Consider the following 20,217-nt stretch of genomic DNA (forward strand, 5'->3'; position numbering starts at 1 on the left):
ATCGCCTTACGCCGCCGCGCCGGTGATGCGCGCCAGCAGGCTCAGTGGATTGTCGGGCACGACCTGCCCGCGCCAGGCGATGTGCTGATCGGGCCGCGCCAGCACCAGCTTTTCGGCATAGGCGCCATTGGCCTCGTCCGGCGCGATGTCGACCAGCGCGAGCGGCACGCCGCGCTCCTGCGCCGCCGATCGCAGCCGCGTCACGTCGATCGCCGGGTCGAACCGCAACAATGTGTAGCCGGCGCCGAAGGCATCATAGAGCGATCGTCCGTCGCGCAGGAACAGATGCGGCGCGCGGGCGCCGGGCACGGTGGACGGCGTGAAGCTGCCCATCGCGTAAGGCGGCGGGGTCTCGCCGTCATAGGCGATGATCGGCGACGCATCGTAATAATAGCCGAAGTTCAATCCCGCGCAGCAATATTGCTGCACGTTGAGCTCGTAGGCCGCTTTGGCCAGCGTCGCACGTGCCGCCTGTCCGCGCGGCGTAGCGTCCTCGATCTCCGCAGGCACGCCGCCGCGCTGCGCCATCAGCTTCATCGCGTGCTCCATCGCAAAGCGCGACACCTGCTCGGTGATGGGCTGGCGCTCCGCCTCATAAGCATCGAGGATCGAGGCCGGCGCCCAGCCATTCAGATGCGCCGCCAATTGCCAGGAGAGGTCGACGGCGTCGGCAATCCCCGCATTCATGCCGTAGCCCGCATAGGGCATCCACAGATGCGCGGCGTCGCCGCAGATGAAGACCCTGCGGTCGCGGAAGCGATCGGCCACGAGGCGGCGCCCCACCCAGTCCTCCTTGCTGAGGACCTTGTATTCGAAGCGCTCGTCGACGCCGAGAATGGCGCGGATGGACCAATCGCGATCGACCGAGTCGAACTCGGGCTCGTCGGGCCTCAGATGGTTGTGGATCAGCCAGCGATCGCGGCCGTCGATCGCGACCGTCGTGCCCGAGCGCCGCGGATTGAGCGAGAGCACCATCCAGGCCGGCTTGTGCGCGCCCATCAACTCCCGGAGCCGCGGGGCCTCGATGAAGGTCGATTGCACGCGCTGGATCACCGGTGTGCCGGAGAGGTTGGCGCCGATCCATTTGCGAACGAGAGAACGGCTGCCGTCGCACCCGATCACGAACGACGCCTCGATGCGGAGCGCGCTGCCGCTGTCGAGATCGCGCGCCAGCGCGACGACATGGTCGTCGTGCTGCTCGATCTCGATGATCTCCGTCCGCGCCAGGATCTTGATGCGCGGCTGCGCCGCGGCATGGCTGAACAGGATCGGCTCGAGATAGATCTGGTTGATCCGATGCGGCGGCTCGGGCGTCGGCCACCAGGTGTCGGGACCGCCGGTCGCGCTATAGCGGCGTGCCCGCGAGGGAATGTCGATGCGGCAGAGCTCGATGCCGGTCGCCGTGGTCCGGTAGGAGCAGTCGTTCGGAAAATCGGCGGGCAGCCCGGCGTCGCGCAGCTTGGCGGCGACGCCGAGCCGGCGAAAGATCTCCATCGAGCGCGCCGAGACGTGATTGCATTTGACGCTGGGCGGATCGCCAGCATGGCGGATCTCCGCGACGACGACGTCGATCCCGCGCGAGGCAAGGTCCATGGCCGCGGTCAATCCTACGGGCCCGGCACCCACGACCAGCACCTGCGTCCTCATGCTCGTTTCCTCTGTCACTGCGGATTCGTTGACCCGCAGCATGCATTTTATTGCAGGCTCGCTTATAAGATAAGCCAGAAAGAACTCATCAATTCATGAGTATTGGCTATGAATGTCACCTTGCGCCAATTGCGGGCCTTCACCGGCGTGTACCGGACACGCAGCATCACGCGGGCCGCGCGCGAGCTCGGGATCACGCAGTCGGCCGCGAGCCTGCTGATCCAGCAGCTCGAGAGCCAGCTCGGCGTAAAACTGTTCGACCGCTCCACGCGTTCGGTGCAGCCGACGCTGGCCGCCGACGAGGCGTTCCACGCCGCCGAACGCATGCTGAGCGATGCGCTGGGCTTGTCGCGCCGCATGCGCGACCTCGCGCAGGCCCGCGCGGGACGCGTGGTATTTCTGGCATCGGCCGGCGCCGCATCGGCGCTGATGCCGTCGGTGCTGGCGAAATTCCGTGCGGCTCATCCCGACATCGAGATCGACATGCGGGATGTCGCCGCCGACGATCTCGTTCCGCGCCTCGGTGCGACCGATGCCGAGTTCGCGATCGGCAGCGTGGAGGGCGAATTCGCCGACATGACGATCGAGACGCTGACCCGCGGCCGCCTCAGCGCGATCGGTCGCCGCACCGCGGACTTCGCCGCGCGGCGCGCGCTGACATGGGACGAGCTGGCGCAGTCGCCGACGATCGCGATGCGGCGCGAGACGCGGATCCGCATGCAGATCGACCAGGCCCTGGGCGCCCAGGGCAAGCGCCTCGATCCGACCTATGAGGTGACGCTGATCAACACCGCGCTCGCGATGACCGCCCAAGGCCTCGGCTTCGCCATCCTGCCCGCGACGATGCTGCCGGCGGATCAATTCCCGACGCTGATCGCCAGACCGCTGGTGCGACCTGCCATCACGCGGCCGGTGTCGCTGCTGCAGCGTCAGGGCCGGACACTGTCGCCGGCCGCGCAGGCGTTCGTGGCGACCGCACGGACGGTGCTGGCGGGGCCGTAACCGGGACTACTCCGCGAGATTGTGCTGCTGCCAGCGCAGCAGGTAGGCCTGCAACCGCCAGATCAGCGCGGACAGCGCCACGCCGACCAGCATGAGCACGACGACGGCGACCATCATGCCCGAGGCTTCGGCGCGCGCCTCGGATTCGATGATCAGGCGCCCGATGCCGCGCTCCGCGCCGATGAACTCGCCGACGATCACGCCGATCAGGGCAAAGGAGATCGCGGGCGTCAGCGAGGCGAACACCCAGGCCATGGTCGAGGGGATCACCACCGTGCGGGTGATCTGCCATTCGCTGGCGCCGAGCAGCCGCGCCGCGTTGATGAAGCCCTCGTCGATCGAACGCGCACCTTCGAACGTGTTGAAGAACACCAGGAAGACGACCACGATCCACGACGTCACCACCTTCGAGGTGTCGCCGATGCCGAAGGCCAGCACGATGATCGGCGCCAGCGCGATGCGGGGAATCGAATTCACCGCGGTGATGAAGGGCTGGAAAATCGCGCTCAGCTTGTCGGAACGGCCGAGCACGAGGCCGGCGGCGAAGCCGCTGCTGACACCGGTCACGAAGCCGAAGAACGTGTTCTTCAGCGTGACCGCTGTCGCGATCCAGAGATTGTTCTCGGATCGCGCCATACAGCGGGCGAACTCGCCGTTGAACCAGCCGTTGAACACGCCGAGCTTGGACTTGAGGCAGCTCAGGATCAGGAAATGCTCGAAAATGTCCGAAGGCCTGGAGATGAAGTAGGGATCGAGCAGATCGGGCACGAGCCAGGGAAGACGGTCGTGCAGGGCGTAGCCCCATTGCCAGATCGCCAGGAAGCAGATGCAGATCAACATCTGCCAGGCGAAGGTCCTGCCGGCGTGGCGCGCACGTCTCATGGCTTGCGGCCCTTGATGAACTCCTCGCCGAGCGAGTGCCAGATCAGCTGGAACAGCTCGGCATAACGCGGCGTCTCCCGGATCTTCACGGCGTTGCGCGGGCGGGCAAAATCGACCTCGAAGCTCTCCTTGATCCGGCCGGGCCGCGCGGAGAACAGGATGATGCGGTCCGCCAGCGTCAGGGCCTCGCCGAGATCGTGGGTCACGAACAGCACGGTCTGCTGCTCGCGCTCCCAGATGCGCAGCAGCACGTCGTGCATGTCGATCTTGGTGTGGGTGTCGAGTGCGCCGAACGGCTCGTCCATCAGCAGGACCTGCGGCTCGACGACCAGCGTTCGCATCAGGGCGGCGCGCTGGCGCATGCCGCCCGACAAGGCCGAAGGATAGGCGTTGCCGAAACCCTCGAGCCCGGCCTGCTTCAGGCAGGCATTGACGCGATCCTTCCGCTCCGCCACCGGCACGCCGGCGAGCTCGAGGCCGTAGCCGATGTTGTCGGCAACGGTGCGCCAGGGGAACAGCGTGTCGCGCTGGAACACGTAGCCCACATTCGGCGTCGCCCGTCCGTGAATGACGGGCACACCGTCAATCAGGATCTGGCCGCTGGTCGGCTTGAGCAGCGTCGCGATCATGTTGAGGACAGTGCTCTTGCCCGAGCCTGATGGCCCGAGAAGAGCGACGAACTCGCCACGCCGGACGTTGAAGGAGACATCGCGAACCGCCTCGATCGCGGTGCCCGCCAGCTGGAACGTCTTGCACAATCCACGCACGTCGATGCGCCGCGCGTCGGGCGGCGCATCGACCTCAGGCGCGTGGAGGGCCTGCACGCTCAAGCCGGATAGGCCTTGCGTGCGGCTTCGATGAAGGTGGTGTTGACGATTTCGGCCATCGCAAGCGGCTTGATGCCGGTCATCTCGCGAAACCAGACCTTCTGGCCGCGTTCGAAGCTGGCCGCATCGATGACGCAATCGTAGTCGGTGACCTTCTTCATGACACCGCAGTCGAAAATATTCGCGTCGCGCGACGTGCTCCCGACATAGGGTTCGATCGCGTCATAGATCTCTTCCGGCGAGTGTCCCTTGATCCACTGGGTCGCGCGCCACAGCGCCGTGACGAACGCCTGCATCTTCTTCGGATCCTTGTCGATGCTCGACTGCAGGCAGAAATGCGACGTCACGGGAACCTTGCCGCCGATATACTTCGCCCAGACCGCCTCGTCCGTTCCGTCAAACAGCAGCGCGCCCCAGCCCTGCTCGACCGAATCTTTCAGGATCGACGGCGAGTTGATGAGAACGTCGACCTGCTTCGTCTTCAGCGTGCCCATCATGGTGTCGACATTGCCGGTGCCGATCCAGGTCACCTTGTCGTCGAGCCCCATGGTTTCCATGTAGTAGGAGGCCCAGACGTGGTTGGTGCCGCCGAGCGAGGACACCGAAACGATCGGCTTGCGTCCATCAGGCCGCTTCCACTTCGCCAGCGCTTCCAGCGTGGTGATGCCCTGGTCGAACAGATCCTTGCGGATGATGAAGATCGCCGCGTTGCTGCGGGTATCGACCGGCATCAGGACGCGCGCGGCACGGCCGTGGTTGCTGAGCTGCATCGGGTGGGTGATGTCGCCGATGCCGATATCGCCTTGCGACGAGGCAATGATCTCGCGGGTCTTCACGCCGCTGCCGCCCTGGATCAGCTTGCAGTCGAGGCCGGCGTCCTTGAAGAACCCGATACGGTCGGCGACGAACTGCGACTGGTAGACCGGAATGGCCACCGGATAGATCACGCGGCCCGGCGGATTATCCGCCCAGGCTCGTCCCGCCGCCATGGTGGCACCGGCGCCGGCGACAATCGTCAGCGCAGACCGTCTGGTGATCCCAGTCCTCATCACGCGTGCTCCCTCTCTTTGCCCGCCACTTTATCGAGCGCGTTCAGCACCGCATCGCCCATTTCCTGGGTCGACAGTTTTCTTGCGCCGGGTTCGGCGATATCGGCCGTTCTTGCGCCGCCAGCGAGGGCCGCATCCACGGCCTTCTCCAGCAACACCGCATCATCAGGCCGATTGAGGGTGATGCGCAACATCATTGCGACGCTGAGGATCGAGCCGAGCGGATTGGCGATGCCCTTGCCGGCAATGTCAGGCGCGCTGCCATGGACCGGCTCATAGAGTGCCTTGCGGCGCCCGAGCCGATCCGGAGGTCCAAGCGAGACCGACGGCAGCATGCCGAGCGAGCCCGACGCCATTGCCGCGCAATCGGAGAGAATGTCGCCGAAGATATTGCAGGTCACCATGACGTCGAATTGCGAGGGAGCCCGCACGATCTGCATTGCGGCGTTGTCGACATAGAGATGTGTCAGCTCGACATCGGAGAACTCCGCCTGATGCAGCGCAATGACCTCCTCGCGCCAGAGCACGCTGGTTTCCAGCACATTGGCCTTGTCGACGGAGCAGACCCGGCCCTTGCGCGTCCGCGCCAGCTCGAACGCGGTTCGTGCCACCCGGCGGATCTGGCTGGTGGTGTATTGCTGGGTGTTGAAGCCGCGGCGCTGGCCGTCCGGCAGCGTTTCGATGCCGCGCGGCTCGCCGAAATAGATGCCGCTGGTGAGCTCGCGGATGATGATGAAGTCGACGTCCTTCAGCACCGACGCCTTGAGCGGCGCCGAGTCCGCGAGCGCCGGACTTGCGACGATGGGCCGGAGATTGGCATAGAGGTCGTACTTGCTGCGCAGCGACAGGAGGCTTCCCGCCTTGCGCGCCGCGGCGGGCACCTCCGTCGTCTCCGGGCCACCGGTCGCGCCCCAGAGGATCGCGTCGGCCTCCTCCATCGCCTCGACGGTGTCTTCAGGCAGCACCTTTCCTGTCGCGAGATAAGGGATGAGGCCGTATTGCGCTTCGCGCAGCGCCACGGGAACGCCGCGCCGGGCCGAAAACCATTTGAGGATGCGATGGGACTGGTCGGTCACCTCAGGGCCGATGCCTTCGCCGCCGACCACGGCGACCTTGATCATGTTCGAGAGCGTGTTCATGCCTGATGTGTCCTGACGATTATCCTGCAAAGTGAATCCACGGCCGCGCGTCGCGGTCGGATGCCTGGAAGGCGCGGATCTCCTGGTCGCGCCGCAAGGTCAGCGAAATCTCATCCAGGCCTTCGAGCAGGCCGGCGCGCCGGCGCGGATCGATCTCGAACACATGCCGTGTGCCCGACGGCGAGGTGACCGTCTGCTCCACCAGATCGACGCTGAGACGTCCCGCGCCCTGGCTCGCTTCGATCTCCGAGGCGAGGCTGTCGATGACGGCTTTATCGAGCACCACCGGCAGGATGCCGTTCTGGAAGCAGTTCGCGAAGAAGATATCGCCGAAGCCGGAGCCGATGATGGCGCGGATGCCCATCTCCTGCAGCGACCACACCGCCGCCTCGCGCGAGGAGCCGCAGCCGAAATTCGGCCCCGTGACCAGGATTTCCGCCGCGCGATACGGTTCGCGGTTGAGGATGAACTCGGGATTATCAGAGCCATCGGGCAGATAGCGCAGCGATCCGAACGCCCATTTGCCGAGATGGCCGCGGACGGAGTTTCCGATCATGCGGTTGATGCTGATGATGACGTCGGTATCGACGTTGGTGCGCATGATTGGCGCGGCAATCGCAGTCAGCTTGGTGAAGGCTTGCGCCATCTAGCGCTCCATGGTTCGGACGTCGGCGATGGCGCCCGAGATCGCCGCGGCCACGGCCATCGCCGGGCTCGCCAGATGGGTACGGGCACGTGGCCCTTGCCGGCCGATGAAATTGCGATTGGACGTCGACACCGAGCGCTGGCCGGGCGGCACGGTCTCGCCGTTCGCGGCAAGGCACATCGAGCATCCGGGCTCGCGCCACTCGAAGCCCGCCTCGGTGAAGATCTTGTCGAGCCCTTCGGCCACCGCATCGCGCTTGACGGTCTCCGACCCAGGCACGACCCAGGCGCGCACGCCCGGCGCGACCTTGCGGCCGCGCGCGACCTCGGCCGCGGCTCTGAGATCGCTGAGACGGCTGTTGGTGCAGGAGCCGATGAAGACCCAATCCACCTTCGTGCCCGCGATCGGCGCGCCCGGCTTGAGGCCCATATAGTCGAGCGCGATCTCGATCGCGCCGCGGCGCGCGGGATCGGCGATATCAGCGGGATCCGGAATGCGTCCATCGACACCGAGCACATGCTCGGGACTGGTGCCCCAGGTGATCTGCGGGATGATGGTTGCGACGTCGATCGTGACCTCGCGATCGAACATTGCGTCGCTGTCGCTCCGCAGCGTCCGCCACGCCGCGACGGCGCGCTCCCACATCTCGCCTTGCGGCGCATAGGGACGGCCGCGGATGTAGTCGAACGTCGTCTGGTCAGGTGCGATCAGCCCCATCTTGGCGCCGAGCTCGACCGACAGGTTGCAGATGGTCAGACGCCCTTCGATCGGCATGTCCCTGATCGCACTGCCGGCATATTCGACCGCATAGCCGGTGCCGCCGGCGGCGCCGACATGGCCGATCAAAGCGAGGATGAGATCCTTCGCCGTGACGCCGAACGGCAGCTTGCCGTCGAACGTGACGCGCATGGTTTTCGGCCGGCGCTGGATGATGGTCTGCGTCGCCAGCACATGGGTGAGCTCGCTGGAGCCAATGCCGAAGGCGAGCGCGCCGAGCCCGCCATGGGTGCAGGTGTGGCTGTCGCCACAGACGATCAGGCAGCCGGGCAGGCTGAGGCCGAGCTCCGGGCCGATGACATGGACGATGCCCTGGCCGGGCTGGTCGAGATCGAACAGCCGGATGCCGCTGGCGGACGTCTCGGTCCGCAATGCCGCCAGCAGCTCCCATCCGGTCTTGATCGTGCCGGCCCGCGCCGACGCGGTCGAAATCGCATGATCGGGCGTGGCAAAGGTCAGCTCGGGATTGTGGACCGGAATGTTGCGGCTTTTGAGGTCGATCAGGCCGCGGGAGCCGCCGAGGTCGTGCAGCAGATGGCGATCCACATGAAGCAGATCGGTGTCATCGCTGACCGCAGCGATGACATGCTGGTCCCAGATTTTGGCCAGCAGCGTGCGACCGTGCGTGTCCACGATCCGTCCTCCCGTATTCGGCATCTCTTGTGCCGTGTTGCCGCCGATCATGCCGACCGGCCGCGATGTTGGGAAGCAGGATAGAAGCGCGTCGCGCGAATGTGCAGTGACGGTTTGGCAGGGGGCCATCGCGGCAGGCGATGGCTGGCCGTCGCGACCAGCGATGTCAGCCCCTGTTGCGAACCAACGTCAGCCGGTCGGAGACGCTGCTCGTGGTGAGAGCCGCCTCATCGGGGTTGCGCAAATGGTCCACCAGCAGCTTCGTCACCGGCGGCAGCGATTTGTAATCGCGCACGCCCATGACCAGCTCGCGCCGCGCCCAGGACTCATCGAGCGGGACCGTAACGAGGCTGTCGACGCCGTAGCGGCCGCAAACGATCTCGAGCGGCACGACGCCCACGCCCATCCTGGCATCGATCACCCGAAACAGCGCATCGAAACTGCTGACGCGGATGCGGACCTTGAGATGCTGCCCGAGCGCGGCGCCCGCCCTGACACACAAGGTTTCGATCGAGCTGCCCTTCTCGAGGCTGACGAAATCGAAATCGACCAGCTCGCGGAAGCGGACGCTGCTCCGGCCCGCCAGCGGGTGATCGCGCGTGACCAGCGCGACCAGGCTGTCGCTGCGATAGGACAACAGCTCCAGATCCTGCCCGTCGATGTTGCCGCCGAAGATGCCGATGTCGGCCCGGTTCTCCATCACCGCGCGCACGATCGCGGGGCTCAAATCCTCCTCGATGTCGATGTGGACCAGCGGATGCCGTTCCAGGAACAGGCTGAGCTCGTCGGCAAGGGCTTCGAGGATCGCGGACTTGTTGGCGCAGACCCGGATCAACCCGCGCTTGCCCTGCCGGTAACCCGTCAGCTCGCTCTCGAGCCTGCTGAGATTGCCGAGGATGATGCGGGCATGCTCGAGCAGGGCAAAGCCGGCCGGCGTCGGCTCGATCCCCTTGGAATGGCGATGCAGCAGCTCGACCTGGAAGCGCTCCTCGATGTCGGAGATGCGCCGGCTGACCGCGGACGCCGCGATGTTCTTCTTCTCCGCCGCCTTCGCGATGCTCTGCTCCTCGACGATCGCCACGAACAGCTGCAGCGTCAGGAGATCGATCTTGGCGGTCATCGGAGAGATCCTCGCGCGGGGCCCTATAGCCTTCTTCGGCCGCAGTCGGCGTCAAACAGACCAGCGCGCGGCTTCCGTAGTCGATCAAACAAAAAGGTCGAAAACAACCCCATGCACAGTAGCCCACCACTGCAAGATCAATGACTTAGGCGCGGGCCGGAATTGGTGACGCCTCTCGCAGCGTTTCAGGGGCAAAACGAAAGGGAATCGCGGGTTTGACTCGCCTGTCCGGCGCTCGCGCGGCGGCCGGTCGCCGCGAAGCTGCCCTCGCAGTCGGTGCCGGCAAGCAGCTCCATGGCCCGAAGGCGCCCCTTCGATCTTTTCATATTCTGCAAAAGTGATGCTCGGACTGCGCCAATGGTTGGAGGAGTCTCAAGACTGTAGCCTTCGCTCAACGTGGCCATAACGGCCAGACTGCAACGAGGGAGGACTACATCCATGGAGCTCGGCGTCTTCGTGCCGGCGCAGCAGCGCGGTGATCATGAGACCGCGCGACAGGGGCACCGCGGAGGGACGGCGACGAGAGCGCTCCCAACGGCGTTGCTGTGTCTCGTCGTCGCGACGATTCTGGCGCTCCAGTCGGGCGCCGCGCGGGCGCAGACGGCCGCGGACGCGGCTGCGGCTTCTTGGCCGAACCGCGCGATCACCTGGGTGGTGCCGTTCGGGGCCGGCGGCGTCACCGACCTCGTCTCGCGCAAGATCGCAGAGCAGCTGCGGACGCGGCTTGGGCAGCCCGTGGTGGTGGAGAACCGGCCCGGCGCCGGCGGGACCATCGGGACGGAGTTCGTGGCCCGGGCCCAGCCCGACGGCTACACCGTGCTCTACGCCTCCGGCGGGCCGATGACGATCCAGCCGAGCCTGGGACTGTCGAAGCTCAACTACGATCCGCTCAAGAGCTACGTCCACATCCGCGGCGTGAGCTCGTCGAACCAGATCCTCGTCGCGACGGCGGCTGCGCCCTACAACACGCTGGCCGAGTTCGTCGCCTACGCGAAGGCCAACCCGGGCAAGGTCAATTTCGGCTCCCCCGGCCCCGGCACCGCCCAGCACCTCGCCGGCGAGATGTTCCAGGCGGCAGCCCACATCAAGCTGACCCACGTGCCCTACAAGTCGGGCTCGAGCCAGATGACCGACATGATGTCGGGCATCCTGGACGTCTCCTTCGACTACCTCACCGTGCTGAGGCCGCTGATCGACACCGGCAAGGTCAAGGTGCTCGGCACCACCGGCGCGGCGCGGATGGCCGCGCTGCCCGATACGCCCAGTGTGCTCGAGGCCGGCTACCCCGACGCCGTCAGTGTCGGCTCGACCTGGGTCTCGGTCCCGGCCGGGACCGACCCGAAAATCGTGGGCAAGCTCTCCGAGGCGCTGGCCGCCGTGCTCGCCGACCCCGGCATCGTCGCCGACCTCACCACCAACGGCCAGGTGTCGATCGCCGACAAGGGGCAGGCCGAGATGGGCCCGTTCATCGTTGAGGAGACGGCACGGTATAAGCGGGTGATTGAGAGTGCGGGGATTGGGGTGCAGTAGTAGGCTCAGACCGTCCGAGCGTTGTTACCAGCCGCGTTTAAATCGGCCAGATATTCTGAAACCGGCGCGACTCCCGTAAGCATCAAGTGCTCGCGCGCCCGGGTGCAGGCGACGTAGAGAAGTCGCCTTTCGGTTTCATAAATATCGTCCAACTCGGCTTCGTCCGCGGCGTCGGCAATGCGCTCGTCGAGCGGCAGGACGCCCTCGTCACACGCCATCACCGCTACAGCGCGGAACTCCAAACCCTTGGCCAGACTCATTTGAGCCGTCACGATCTCGGCAGCACCGGGCAAACCTTCAATGGCAGTCCGTGGACGTACGACAAGTTCTGGTGTCCGAACAAACACGCCTATCTCGTGAGCGGCGATTCCGTCGCTGAGCCAACCTTCAACCGCATTTCGGATCGCTTCGGCTTCTTCGGCAATGTTAGCAAAGGATTTGACCTCCGGCGGGGGCCCATCGAACACGGAGATGATGCCGCGGCGTTCATCGTCCAGACCGTCGCTATCGCGCAGGACGGTTGGCAAAAGCCGGTCGGCAGCGCGCCGAATCTGTTGCGAGGTGCGGTAGCAAACCTTGAGGGTGTGCGATCGGCCCCGCACATCGACGCCGAGGCTCGCCCACGAAAACGGATGCTGGAAAATGCGCTGACCGATGTCACCGGACAGAAACAGGCCGTTCGGTCCTGCAGGCGCCAGCGCCGCGAAGAACCGTAGCTCCGCAGGGGCCAGGTCCTGGGCCTCGTCGATAACGATATGATCGAATGGCTTGGACGCGCGGCCTTCGAGTGCTTTCGCGAGGTCGGTGAAGACGCTCGCCCAGGTCGTAAAGCGCTCGGTCGCCAGCGTTTCACGGACTGCCGCGAAGACGGGCCACAAGCGCGCGCGTTGATTGGGGCCGAGCCTGCTCTTGCGGCCCATCCGCTCGACGGTCGAATAGGCGTCAAGCGATGAAAGCCCCCAAGCGTCAACGACGTTGGCCCACTCGGACAGCAGGAAGCGCTCGGAAAAGCCCTTGAGCGCGTTCGCGTCAGCAGCCGTGCGCAGCCGTTCGCGCAAGACGACATCGGATGCAATTCGAGGGCGCACACCGTACTCGAGCTGATACATCTGTTCAGCGATCCCTCGGAACGAGGCCGTCGCGATTCGGGGCACGACACCACCCGTTTCCGGAGCAAGAACGAGGAGTTTCTTCGCCAATGCATCAGCCAAAGGCTGCGAAAAGCTCGCCAAAAGTATCTTTGCGGCTGAGTTCTCGCGAGCGAGCCGCACCGCTCGATGGATCGCAACAATGGTCTTGCCGGTGCCAGCCGATCCCGCCACGCGGGCCGGCCCTGAGAAAGAGCGTTCAACCAGCGAACGTTGCGATGGGTGAAGGAAGACGCCCCACTTCTCCCACGGAAAGGCCAACGCCTGTTCGAGCTCCTCCTGATCGGCAATCAGACGAATGCGGCGCAGTGCGTCGGGATGCTTGAAAGGATCAGCAGTCGGCGGCGCCGGAAGGGCCAGCCTGCCGGTCGCTGCGAATTCGAGAAGGGCTTCGGAAGCCTCAGCAGGAAGATGGGCCGCCAGCGTGAAGAAACCATCTTCGTCGGCTGCACGGACGTCGGCTAACCAATCGGCGGGCACACCCACCGAGAGGAGCGCATTGTCATCCAGCGACGAGAACAACGCGGGCTTGACCGTCTCTTTCTTGGCGGGCTTGGGAAACACAAAATCAAACGTTGCCGGCGGCGCAACCTCCGCCACCTGCTCACGGACTTCAACGATCTGGATCGCACCGGTCCGGGGATGCGCCTCGATCCGCCGCCGTTCCGCCCAGGCATAGGCGGCGTCGTGGTGATCAACATAGGCGACCAGCAGGCTTTCGCTTGTCTTATGGACGATCAGACGGATATCGCGATTGACCCGTGCGGACCAGAAATTCGGGTCTTTGCTTTTATCGATGCGATGCAACTGGAGGCCGTTGCCGGTGCGGTCCATTTGCAGGTCGAAGACGCTCGCCTTAACCGCCTTCTGGTCTACGCCGGAGAGGCGATTGAACGAGGCAGTGAAAGTGTCCGCGATCAGGAAATTCACGCGCTCACACTCCAAAGACCTTCATCACCTCGTCGCCGAAGTGATTGATGACCTTTACCGCGATGCGGCGGCCCGCAGGCCGCGGGAACGGACGCGAGGTGTCGGAGTAAAGCGTTGCCCAGGCGTCCTCGTCGATCTCGGCCTGGAGTGCGGCCTTCAGGCTCTTGTAGGGATCGTTCGCGCCGAGGAAATATGCGTGACGGACGAAGAAGCTTTCCTCGTTATAGTTGGTGTCGATGAACCACGCGGCGATGCCCTTGGTGTCGTTGGAGCGGATGTCGCCAGTATTGGGATCGAACACATCGACGCCGTTCACCTTCACCCGGATCTCGGGGCCGCCGACATCGAGGACTTCCACGTCCGGCTCGCCGAACACAACGAACATATTGCCGCGCCCAGTGTTCTTGAGCTCATCCGACATGTGCATGTCGGGATTGATGCGCGCCTTCAGGATTTTGAGGCTGCCCAGACTCCCCAGCTCGGAGGAATGGGCGTCAAAATTGAAGGCACAGGCGATCAGGACGTCGAACCGTGCATCGACGGCCTCGCGCGCCGCGGCGACGATGTCCTGCCGGCCGACGGTCCCATATTCGGGCCCAATCAGGATCGCGGCGCGGCGCTCGGGGCCGTTCTCTCCCTCGATGAAAGTGCCGCTGGCGCCGATAAAATTTCCCGGCCACGGCGTCAAGCTCTCGAAGGTGATGCGGTCGCCCTTAGCCTGCTGCTTGACGCCCTCGGATTTGAGATAGTCGATCACGATCGCCGTAAAATCCTGCCCGGCAAGGTCCGCATCGGCGGCTGAGCGTTTGCCCTCGGCGGCGTCGATCAGGTCAATCAATTCCTCCTCGCTGGCGGGCAGCACGCGATGCGGCGAAAGGCTCTCTACCGTAAATGGCCCTGCGACGCGGACTCGGGCATTATCAGTGTAAGGCCTGTCGTATAGGTATTCGACATCGGCGCGCGCGGCGATGCTATCGTCGATCTCGCGTTGGCGGGCGATGCGCGCCTTCCACCATTTGGCGTGTGGCTCGGCAGCAGCCGTGGGCGCCCCGGCCGGCAGTTCGCGCGGGATTTGCCATTCTTCCCAATTTCTCTTGGTCGCCTGATTCAGTGCCGCGCGCAACGGCTCAAGGACCGCCTGCCATTTCTCCCAGATATCATCAATCGACGGATTGTTGGCGATTGAGCTGAGCATAATATGGGGAACGCGTTCATAGACGAAGCCTTGGCGGATATCGCCGTTGCTCGGCGTATCAAGAGGCAACCGCTGTGTGAGTTCAGCCTCCTTAGCCCGCCCCTCGCGACTATCAGCGAGTAAATACCACGGATAACGCGCGGACATCAGACGCGTACGAGCCAAAGCTAGCGCTACCCGGCTGGTGTCGACAGTAATCCAGCGTCGGCCCCACTGCTCGGCCACATACGCGCTTGTGCCGGAACCGCACGTGGGATCAAGTATCAAATCACCTGGGTCCGTAGTCATCAACATACAACGTTGGATGACCCGCTCTACCGTTTGGACTACATAGATACGATCCTGCTCTGATCTAACGTCGCTCCAGATATTAGTGAAGGGAAGATGCGAGAAGTCTTTCCAATATTGCTTGTACATGCGGGACGGTGACGCCTCGAATTCGAGTCGACCTGCCATGGCCAAGCGCCTCATTCCAGGCAGAACCGTCTTCCAATTTCTTGCGGGCCCGGAATCAAAATTGAGACTCAAGTAGCTAAATCTACCGGTAGTGTTCGCTCTGATACCGGGAGAAACAGCAGAATTCGTTCTAAAGGCGCTGACCTTCGGATCATTCCCTAAGATTGGGTCCGTATTCCTGAATTCACCTCGTCGATCAGCTTCAAAATCGCGCTCCCGGAAGAGCGGCCTAAATTTAACGCGCTTACGATCACGAGAATACCAAAGTATATAATCGAAGACGCTTGGGACAAGTTCGCTAGTTAGTCCTGTCGCTTTTGAGAACGCAATTTCAGCGCAGAAGCCTTCCGATCCAAAGACTTCATCAAATACTGCCCTAACACGATGGACATTCTCGTCGCTGATCTGCACGAAGATCGAACCACTCTCTGTCAGCAGATCTCGCATCACTGTCAGACGGTCGCGGAGATAGGTAAGGTAAGAATGGATGCCGTCCTTCCAGGTATCGCGGAACGCCTTCACTTGCTCGGGCTCTCGCGAGATGTCGACCTGCTTGCCATCCTTGACGTCTCGCGACTGCGTCGAGACCTGCCAGTTCGAGTTGAACTTGATGCCATAGGGCGGATCGAAATAGATGCACTGCACCTTGCCACGCAGACTCTCGCGCTCGGCAAGGCTCGCCATTACCTGCAAGGAATCACCTAGGATCATGCGGTTCGACCAGTGCTGGTCGTGCTGGTAAAATTCGGCGCGCTGGTCCGGCTCGATGCCGTTGAAATCGGCGAACAGGTCCGGCGCGGCGCTCTCTGCCTCGCGCTTCTCGGCGGTGCGCCGCTTCAGATCGTCGATAATCGCCTTGGGGTGAATCTTCTCCTGAATGTAGAGCGGCGGCACGTTGACGACGAGGTCGGACCAGTCCTGCTTGTCCTTGCCGCGCCAGACCAGTTGCGCATCCGACAACGTCAGCGTGCCCGTCACGGCCAGTTCTTTCATCTGGTCTTCAGTGACGGTGATTTTCGCGCCGTTCCAGATCAGCTCGGGTGCGCGAGGATCCTCGGCCGCGCGCGTGTACCCCTCCGGCAGCGGCCGGGCGCGCGGATAATGCTTAGGCGGCATCGGCGAAGCATCTTCGTCACGCCGGAAGAAACTCTCCATCTCCGCCGTCGGAATATTGCGCCGGCTCGCCGCGTCGTGCTTCAGCGCGTCGATCTGCTTTGAAGATTTGGGCGGCTTTGGCGATTTTGGCGAACGAGCCATCAGGCAAGAACCTCGGTTTCGGCCCATAGTGACGAATAGCGCTTACGCAGCCACGGGTACCAATCTGCTTCCGGCCATGCGGCCAGGGGCGCGAAGGCGTCCTCGATCGACATGGAGATGAAATCCTGCGGATTTGCCAGCAACGACCTGAAGACGTGGAAGGCATCGTCGCCGAACCGGCGCAGGCCGGGCGAGGTCACCCGATGCAGCGGCCGATTGCCTGAAGGTGAGAGATGGAGAACGCGTGCACGGTCGATCTGCGGATCACTCACTTCAGTATGCCATGCCAGCATCTGCTGGCGGAGCATCTGGTAGAACGGCTCATAGAAGAAGTCGTCCAGGGTGACATTGGCATCGGCGTGGATCGGTCCGTTTGGATGACGGAAGATGTGTTCATAGCGTTGCCGGCGCGTCGCGTTACCTGTTGGCCCGAGGGGCTGGCCGTAGTGTTCAGTGTATTTCCACTCGATAAGCAACAGATTGCTGCGGCCTTGAGCATCCCGATACCGCACTGCTGCATCAGCGGCGGTGGCGTTGGCGCCTCGCTTTCGGGACGCGCCCTCCTTGCCCTCGTTGAGATGATCGGTGTCGCCGATCCATTCGAAGGTGACATTCCAGGGCTGGCCCGCACGATCCGACTCGATCGGCAGCATCTCGGACACCCCGTCGGCCGTCACATGTTCGACCCACCGGCGCAGCAATTCCGGCTTCCCGGCAAATGGCAGCAGAAAGTTGAGGCAACATACCTGGGACGAGAGCCCATGATTGGCATGCTGGTGCCATTGGATCACGGGTTCAGCCGCGAACAGACGTTCTGCGATCTTTCGTATCGCAGGGGCCAGATTCAATTCCCGGCAGGCCGGGGAAACGCGGTACGCCGCGCCCGCGTAACCGTGATTCGGGGCAAGGTTTTCGGTGAACCAGGCACCCTGAAGCCTGCGCTGCTCGGCATCGAACGATTGGTCGCTCGTCATGCGTATTCCTTCTTCAGCAGCCGATCGACCAATGCGGCGAAGTCTTCCTCCATCGCCGCCCAGTCGCGAAATTCTTCAAACTGCCAGCGTCCAAAGCCACCAAGCGCATTGACACCCGGCGCCCACAGCTCGCGGGTCGTTTGCGCCTTGGCTTTGTCGCTTTCGTCCCGGATGCCTTTGACTTCGAGAATCAGGTTCAGCGGCTCGTCGTCTCCGATATCGAGCCGGACCAGGAAATCGGGAACGTAGCGCCGCATTACACCGGCATCGAGATAGGGGATGTCGAATCCCATTGCCTGGTTCTTGGCGTAAGCGAGCACGCACGGATGGTTTTCGAGGGTCAACGCGAGTTGCTCCTCCCAGCTTGAGTCGAGGACAACATGGCTGACGTGGCACTTGGGCGGCTGCGCGCCCGTCTTCCATGCCGGCTTCGAGGTGATGAAGTTGACGAAACGCGTCGAGCCCTTGGGATTGTAGGGATCGAGCACCGCCAACAGCCGTCCCTCGCTGCCGCGCGTGAGAGCGATATCGATCTTTTCCGCCGCACGGGTGAGCTGGTCCTGATACAGGATCGCGCCGATCGGCACGCCTTTGGTGACCAGATAGCCATCGTCGATCCATTTCCGCGCGATGCGTTGAATCTGCGGAAACAAATGCTGCTTGGGAAAGCCCTCGTCGTCGCGGAAATGCGTGTAGAGCAGATGCTTGGCAAGATTGAAGCTAATTTCCGAGGGGCGCAGCCGCTCCAGCACCTGCGGCGTGATGGTCACGCCCGCACCGACGATGCCTTCCATCACGACGGAGGTTGGGCCGATGTCCAGGGGGGTGATCTCGAGCCGGCTGTCAGCAGTGAAGGCGGCTTCCAGCTTCTCAGACGGCAGGTCGCGGCGGTAGCCGCTAACGCGCGGAAAGCGGATCTCGAGCTCGGCCCTCTCCTTGATGGCGTGGACACGGGTGACCGGCTTGGGCGCGGTCGGCTTCGTCTTCTGCGGAGAAGAGGCAAAGTCGAATGGGATGCCCATGATGTCGGCATATTCGACGTCGAACAGCCCAGTCTCTGGATTGAGGTCATAGGACTGGCGGCGCAGGCCGCGCCCAACAACCTGTTCGCACAACAGCTGGGTGCCGAACGCGCGAACGCCCAGGATGTGAGTGACCGTATTGGTGTCCCAGCCTTCGGTCAGCATCGACACCGACACGACGCAGCGGATCTGCTCGCCGAGCCGGCCAACACGACCAACGGTGTTCATGACTTCGCGCAGTAACTCGCCTTCACTGGCTTGGCCGTGTGCGCCCGCGCCGTCGCGTTTGTTGCGCTCTTGCTTGAACAGCTCGATCTCTGGTCCGGCAACCTCGCGGAATCCCTTGTCCAACGCATTGCCGGATTCGATCTGGCGCGAGTCAATCAGCAGCGTCCGCGGGCGGGCAAGGCGCCCCCCCCTGGTCGTCATAGTTTCGGAACAACTCCAGGTGCCCGGCATGAAAGGCTGCCCGTTCGCCCTCCTCCGCATCGCCACGCTCGAAGCCGGCGATCCATTCGAACACCAGTTTGGAGATCGCGGTGTTCTGGCACACCACGATGAAGACGGGCGGCACCTCGATCCCTTCGCGCTCCCAGCTCTCGAACTCGCCCTCGTAGTGGCTGTAGAGTGCGCTCAGTGCCGTTTTGAGCATATTCGGCAGATCGAAAGGACTCAACTTATTGGCGCCCGCCGCGGTCTTCGGCAGATCCTTACCGATGTGCTTCCACAGATGGCGATAGACGACCGAATCGGTCTGCACGAGGTTATCAGTGACCGGTACGCGGGGGAGTTTGACGATGCCGCTCTCGATCGCGTCCATCAGGCTGAAATCAGACACGACCCAGGGGAACAGATACCCTTCGGGATAGCCCGAGCCACGCAAGAAGAAAGGAGTGGCCGACAGGTCATAGACGGCCCGCACGCCCTTCGACAGCTTACGGCCCAACGCTTCGATGCCATTGATCCAGAGTCTGGCGGCCTCCTCGTTGTCGGCAGCCTCCTTCTTGTCCTCCCCCGTTAGAGCACCTTCAACGTCACCGCCGACCTTATGCCTGTAACAATGATGCGCCTCGTCATTGATCACATTCACGCGGTCAAAGTTAAGCAGCTTGCCGCAGGCTTCCGCGAGCATTTCCGCATCGGTCTGTGTGGTCCTAAGCGGTTCAGGCGCGTTGCCCTGGAGGAAGCTGCGCGCGACCTTTGGCAAGGCCAAGGTCTCACGATGCTGAAACGCATGGTAGTTGGTGATCACGATCTCTGCGCGGCGGACTTCCGGCAGCATTTCCGGCGGCACGATTTCGCGTGTCTCGTAGTAGTTATCGGGCTCGCTCGGCAGCAGAACGCGCAGGCGGTCGCGAATGGTGATGCCTGGGGTGATGATCAGGAAGGCGCGGGAAAAATCCTTCGAGTCCTTGCGCGCCGCGTTCACCGCTTGCCAGGCGATGAGCATGGCCATCACGGTCGTCTTGCCGCTGCCCGTAGCCATCTTCATGGCCAGACGGAAGAGTTCAGGGTTGGCTTCGGCGTTGGCCTTGGCAAGCTGATCGAGCAGGCCCTTCGTCGCTGCACGTTTCGGCGCGACCTCCGTCAGCCAGATGATCGTTTCGACTGCTTCGATCTGACAGAAGAACGGCGTGGGGCCATTGAATTTGTGATGGCGCCAGTGTTCGAGCAACCGCTGTGTCACGCCAGTCACGCCCCAGTCGGCCGGATTGCGCAGCTGGCGCCAGCTATCCAGATAGCCGCGGATTTGGTTGATCAGCGCGTTTTCGGTATAGGTCTCCAGATCAAGCAACGCCTGATCGCTCGCCGCCTTCTTTCTGGATGCCGGAACCGGCACGATGAATCGCGACGGCCGACGACCGCGTCTCGGCTCCCCTTCAAGGGGCTGGCCGTTGTCGTCGAGAGGATGGTGCAGTTCCGGCGCCCGGTACGGCGAATTCAAAATCGGCCGTTCGTAAAAGCTGCTCAATTTCCTTGGTC

13 protein-coding genes and 1 pseudogene are annotated in these 20,217 nt (G+C 63.4%); 2 read left to right on the forward strand and 12 right to left on the reverse strand.

The window, feature by feature from the left end; translation table 11 throughout:
• Nucleotides 1-6: 6 nt before the first annotated feature.
• Entirely contained in the window at nucleotides 7-1,647 is a 1,641-nt protein-coding gene (locus tag A7X65_RS11935; protein ID WP_245323487.1) for an FAD-dependent oxidoreductase, read from the reverse strand.
• A 108-nt stretch (nucleotides 1,648-1,755) separates the two neighbouring features.
• Between A7X65_RS11935 and A7X65_RS11940 the strand changes: the two genes are divergently transcribed.
• Complete coding sequence (locus A7X65_RS11940) at nucleotides 1,756-2,649, forward strand: LysR family transcriptional regulator (protein ID WP_063684947.1); 894 nt, start codon at nucleotides 1,756-1,758, stop codon at nucleotides 2,647-2,649.
• 6 nt (nucleotides 2,650-2,655) lie between these two features.
• On the opposite strand, the gene A7X65_RS11945 is transcribed toward A7X65_RS11940, so the two are convergent.
• The 7 genes from A7X65_RS11945 to A7X65_RS11975 form a co-directional block, all read right to left on the reverse strand.
• Nucleotides 2,656-3,531: an ABC transporter permease gene (locus A7X65_RS11945; RefSeq protein WP_063684948.1), complete on the reverse strand. Its 876-nt coding sequence runs from the start codon at nucleotides 3,529-3,531 to the stop codon at nucleotides 2,656-2,658.
• Nucleotides 3,528-4,361 carry an ABC transporter ATP-binding protein gene (locus tag A7X65_RS11950; RefSeq protein WP_063684949.1) on the reverse strand — a complete coding sequence of 278 codons (834 nt, stop codon included), beginning with the start codon at nucleotides 4,359-4,361 and terminating at the stop codon, nucleotides 3,528-3,530. The genes A7X65_RS11945 and A7X65_RS11950 overlap by 4 nt, the downstream gene beginning before the upstream one ends.
• Nucleotides 4,358-5,407: an ABC transporter substrate-binding protein gene (locus tag A7X65_RS11955; RefSeq protein ID WP_063684950.1), complete on the reverse strand. Its 1,050-nt coding sequence runs from the start codon at nucleotides 5,405-5,407 to the stop codon at nucleotides 4,358-4,360. The genes A7X65_RS11950 and A7X65_RS11955 overlap by 4 nt, the downstream gene beginning before the upstream one ends.
• A complete protein-coding gene (gene leuB / locus A7X65_RS11960; protein WP_063684951.1) occupies nucleotides 5,407-6,546 on the reverse strand; it encodes a 3-isopropylmalate dehydrogenase in 1,140 nt (379 codons plus the stop codon). Before leuB ends, A7X65_RS11955 begins: the two co-directional genes overlap by 1 nt.
• Nucleotides 6,547-6,565: 19 nt before the next feature.
• Nucleotides 6,566-7,192 (reverse strand): 3-isopropylmalate dehydratase small subunit, encoded by a 627-nt coding sequence (gene leuD, locus A7X65_RS11965; protein ID WP_063684952.1) that lies wholly within the window; start codon nucleotides 7,190-7,192, stop codon nucleotides 6,566-6,568.
• Nucleotides 7,193-8,626 (reverse strand): 3-isopropylmalate dehydratase large subunit, encoded by a 1,434-nt coding sequence (leuC, locus tag A7X65_RS11970; RefSeq protein ID WP_208608608.1) that lies wholly within the window; start codon nucleotides 8,624-8,626, stop codon nucleotides 7,193-7,195.
• 142 nt (nucleotides 8,627-8,768) lie between these two features.
• A complete protein-coding gene (locus A7X65_RS11975; protein WP_063684953.1) occupies nucleotides 8,769-9,722 on the reverse strand; it encodes a LysR family transcriptional regulator in 954 nt (317 codons plus the stop codon).
• A 438-nt stretch (nucleotides 9,723-10,160) separates the two neighbouring features.
• Between A7X65_RS11975 and A7X65_RS11980 the strand changes: the two genes are divergently transcribed.
• Nucleotides 10,161-11,252 (forward strand): Bug family tripartite tricarboxylate transporter substrate binding protein, encoded by a 1,092-nt coding sequence (locus A7X65_RS11980; RefSeq protein ID WP_245323489.1) that lies wholly within the window; start codon nucleotides 10,161-10,163, stop codon nucleotides 11,250-11,252.
• Nucleotides 11,253-11,257: 5 nt separating this feature from the next.
• Here the strand turns inward: A7X65_RS11980 and A7X65_RS11985 are convergent, their stop codons facing one another.
• The 4 genes and pseudogenes from A7X65_RS11985 to A7X65_RS43830 all read right to left on the reverse strand — a co-directional run bounded on the left by A7X65_RS11985 (nucleotide 11,258) and on the right by A7X65_RS43830 (nucleotide 20,206).
• Nucleotides 11,258-13,330: a UvrD-helicase domain-containing protein gene (locus A7X65_RS11985; RefSeq protein WP_063687622.1), complete on the reverse strand. Its 2,073-nt coding sequence runs from the start codon at nucleotides 13,328-13,330 to the stop codon at nucleotides 11,258-11,260.
• Between the two features lie 4 nt (nucleotides 13,331-13,334).
• Nucleotides 13,335-16,238 carry a site-specific DNA-methyltransferase gene (locus tag A7X65_RS11990; protein WP_063684954.1) on the reverse strand — a complete coding sequence of 968 codons (2,904 nt, stop codon included), beginning with the start codon at nucleotides 16,236-16,238 and terminating at the stop codon, nucleotides 13,335-13,337.
• The gene (locus tag A7X65_RS11995; protein WP_063684955.1) at nucleotides 16,238-17,212 is read right to left on the reverse strand and encodes a PGN_0703 family putative restriction endonuclease; all 975 of its coding nucleotides are present in this window, start codon (nucleotides 17,210-17,212) and stop codon (nucleotides 16,238-16,240) included. Before A7X65_RS11995 ends, A7X65_RS11990 begins: the two co-directional genes overlap by 1 nt.
• A pseudogene (locus A7X65_RS43830) lies at nucleotides 17,209-20,206 on the reverse strand (BPTD_3080 family restriction endonuclease). Before A7X65_RS43830 ends, A7X65_RS11995 begins: the two are co-directional and overlap by 4 nt.
• Nucleotides 20,207-20,217: the final 11 nt, after the last annotated feature.

The sequence above is a fragment of the Bradyrhizobium stylosanthis genome (assembly GCF_001641335.1).
GTDB lineage: Bacteria > Pseudomonadota > Alphaproteobacteria > Rhizobiales > Xanthobacteraceae > Bradyrhizobium > Bradyrhizobium stylosanthis.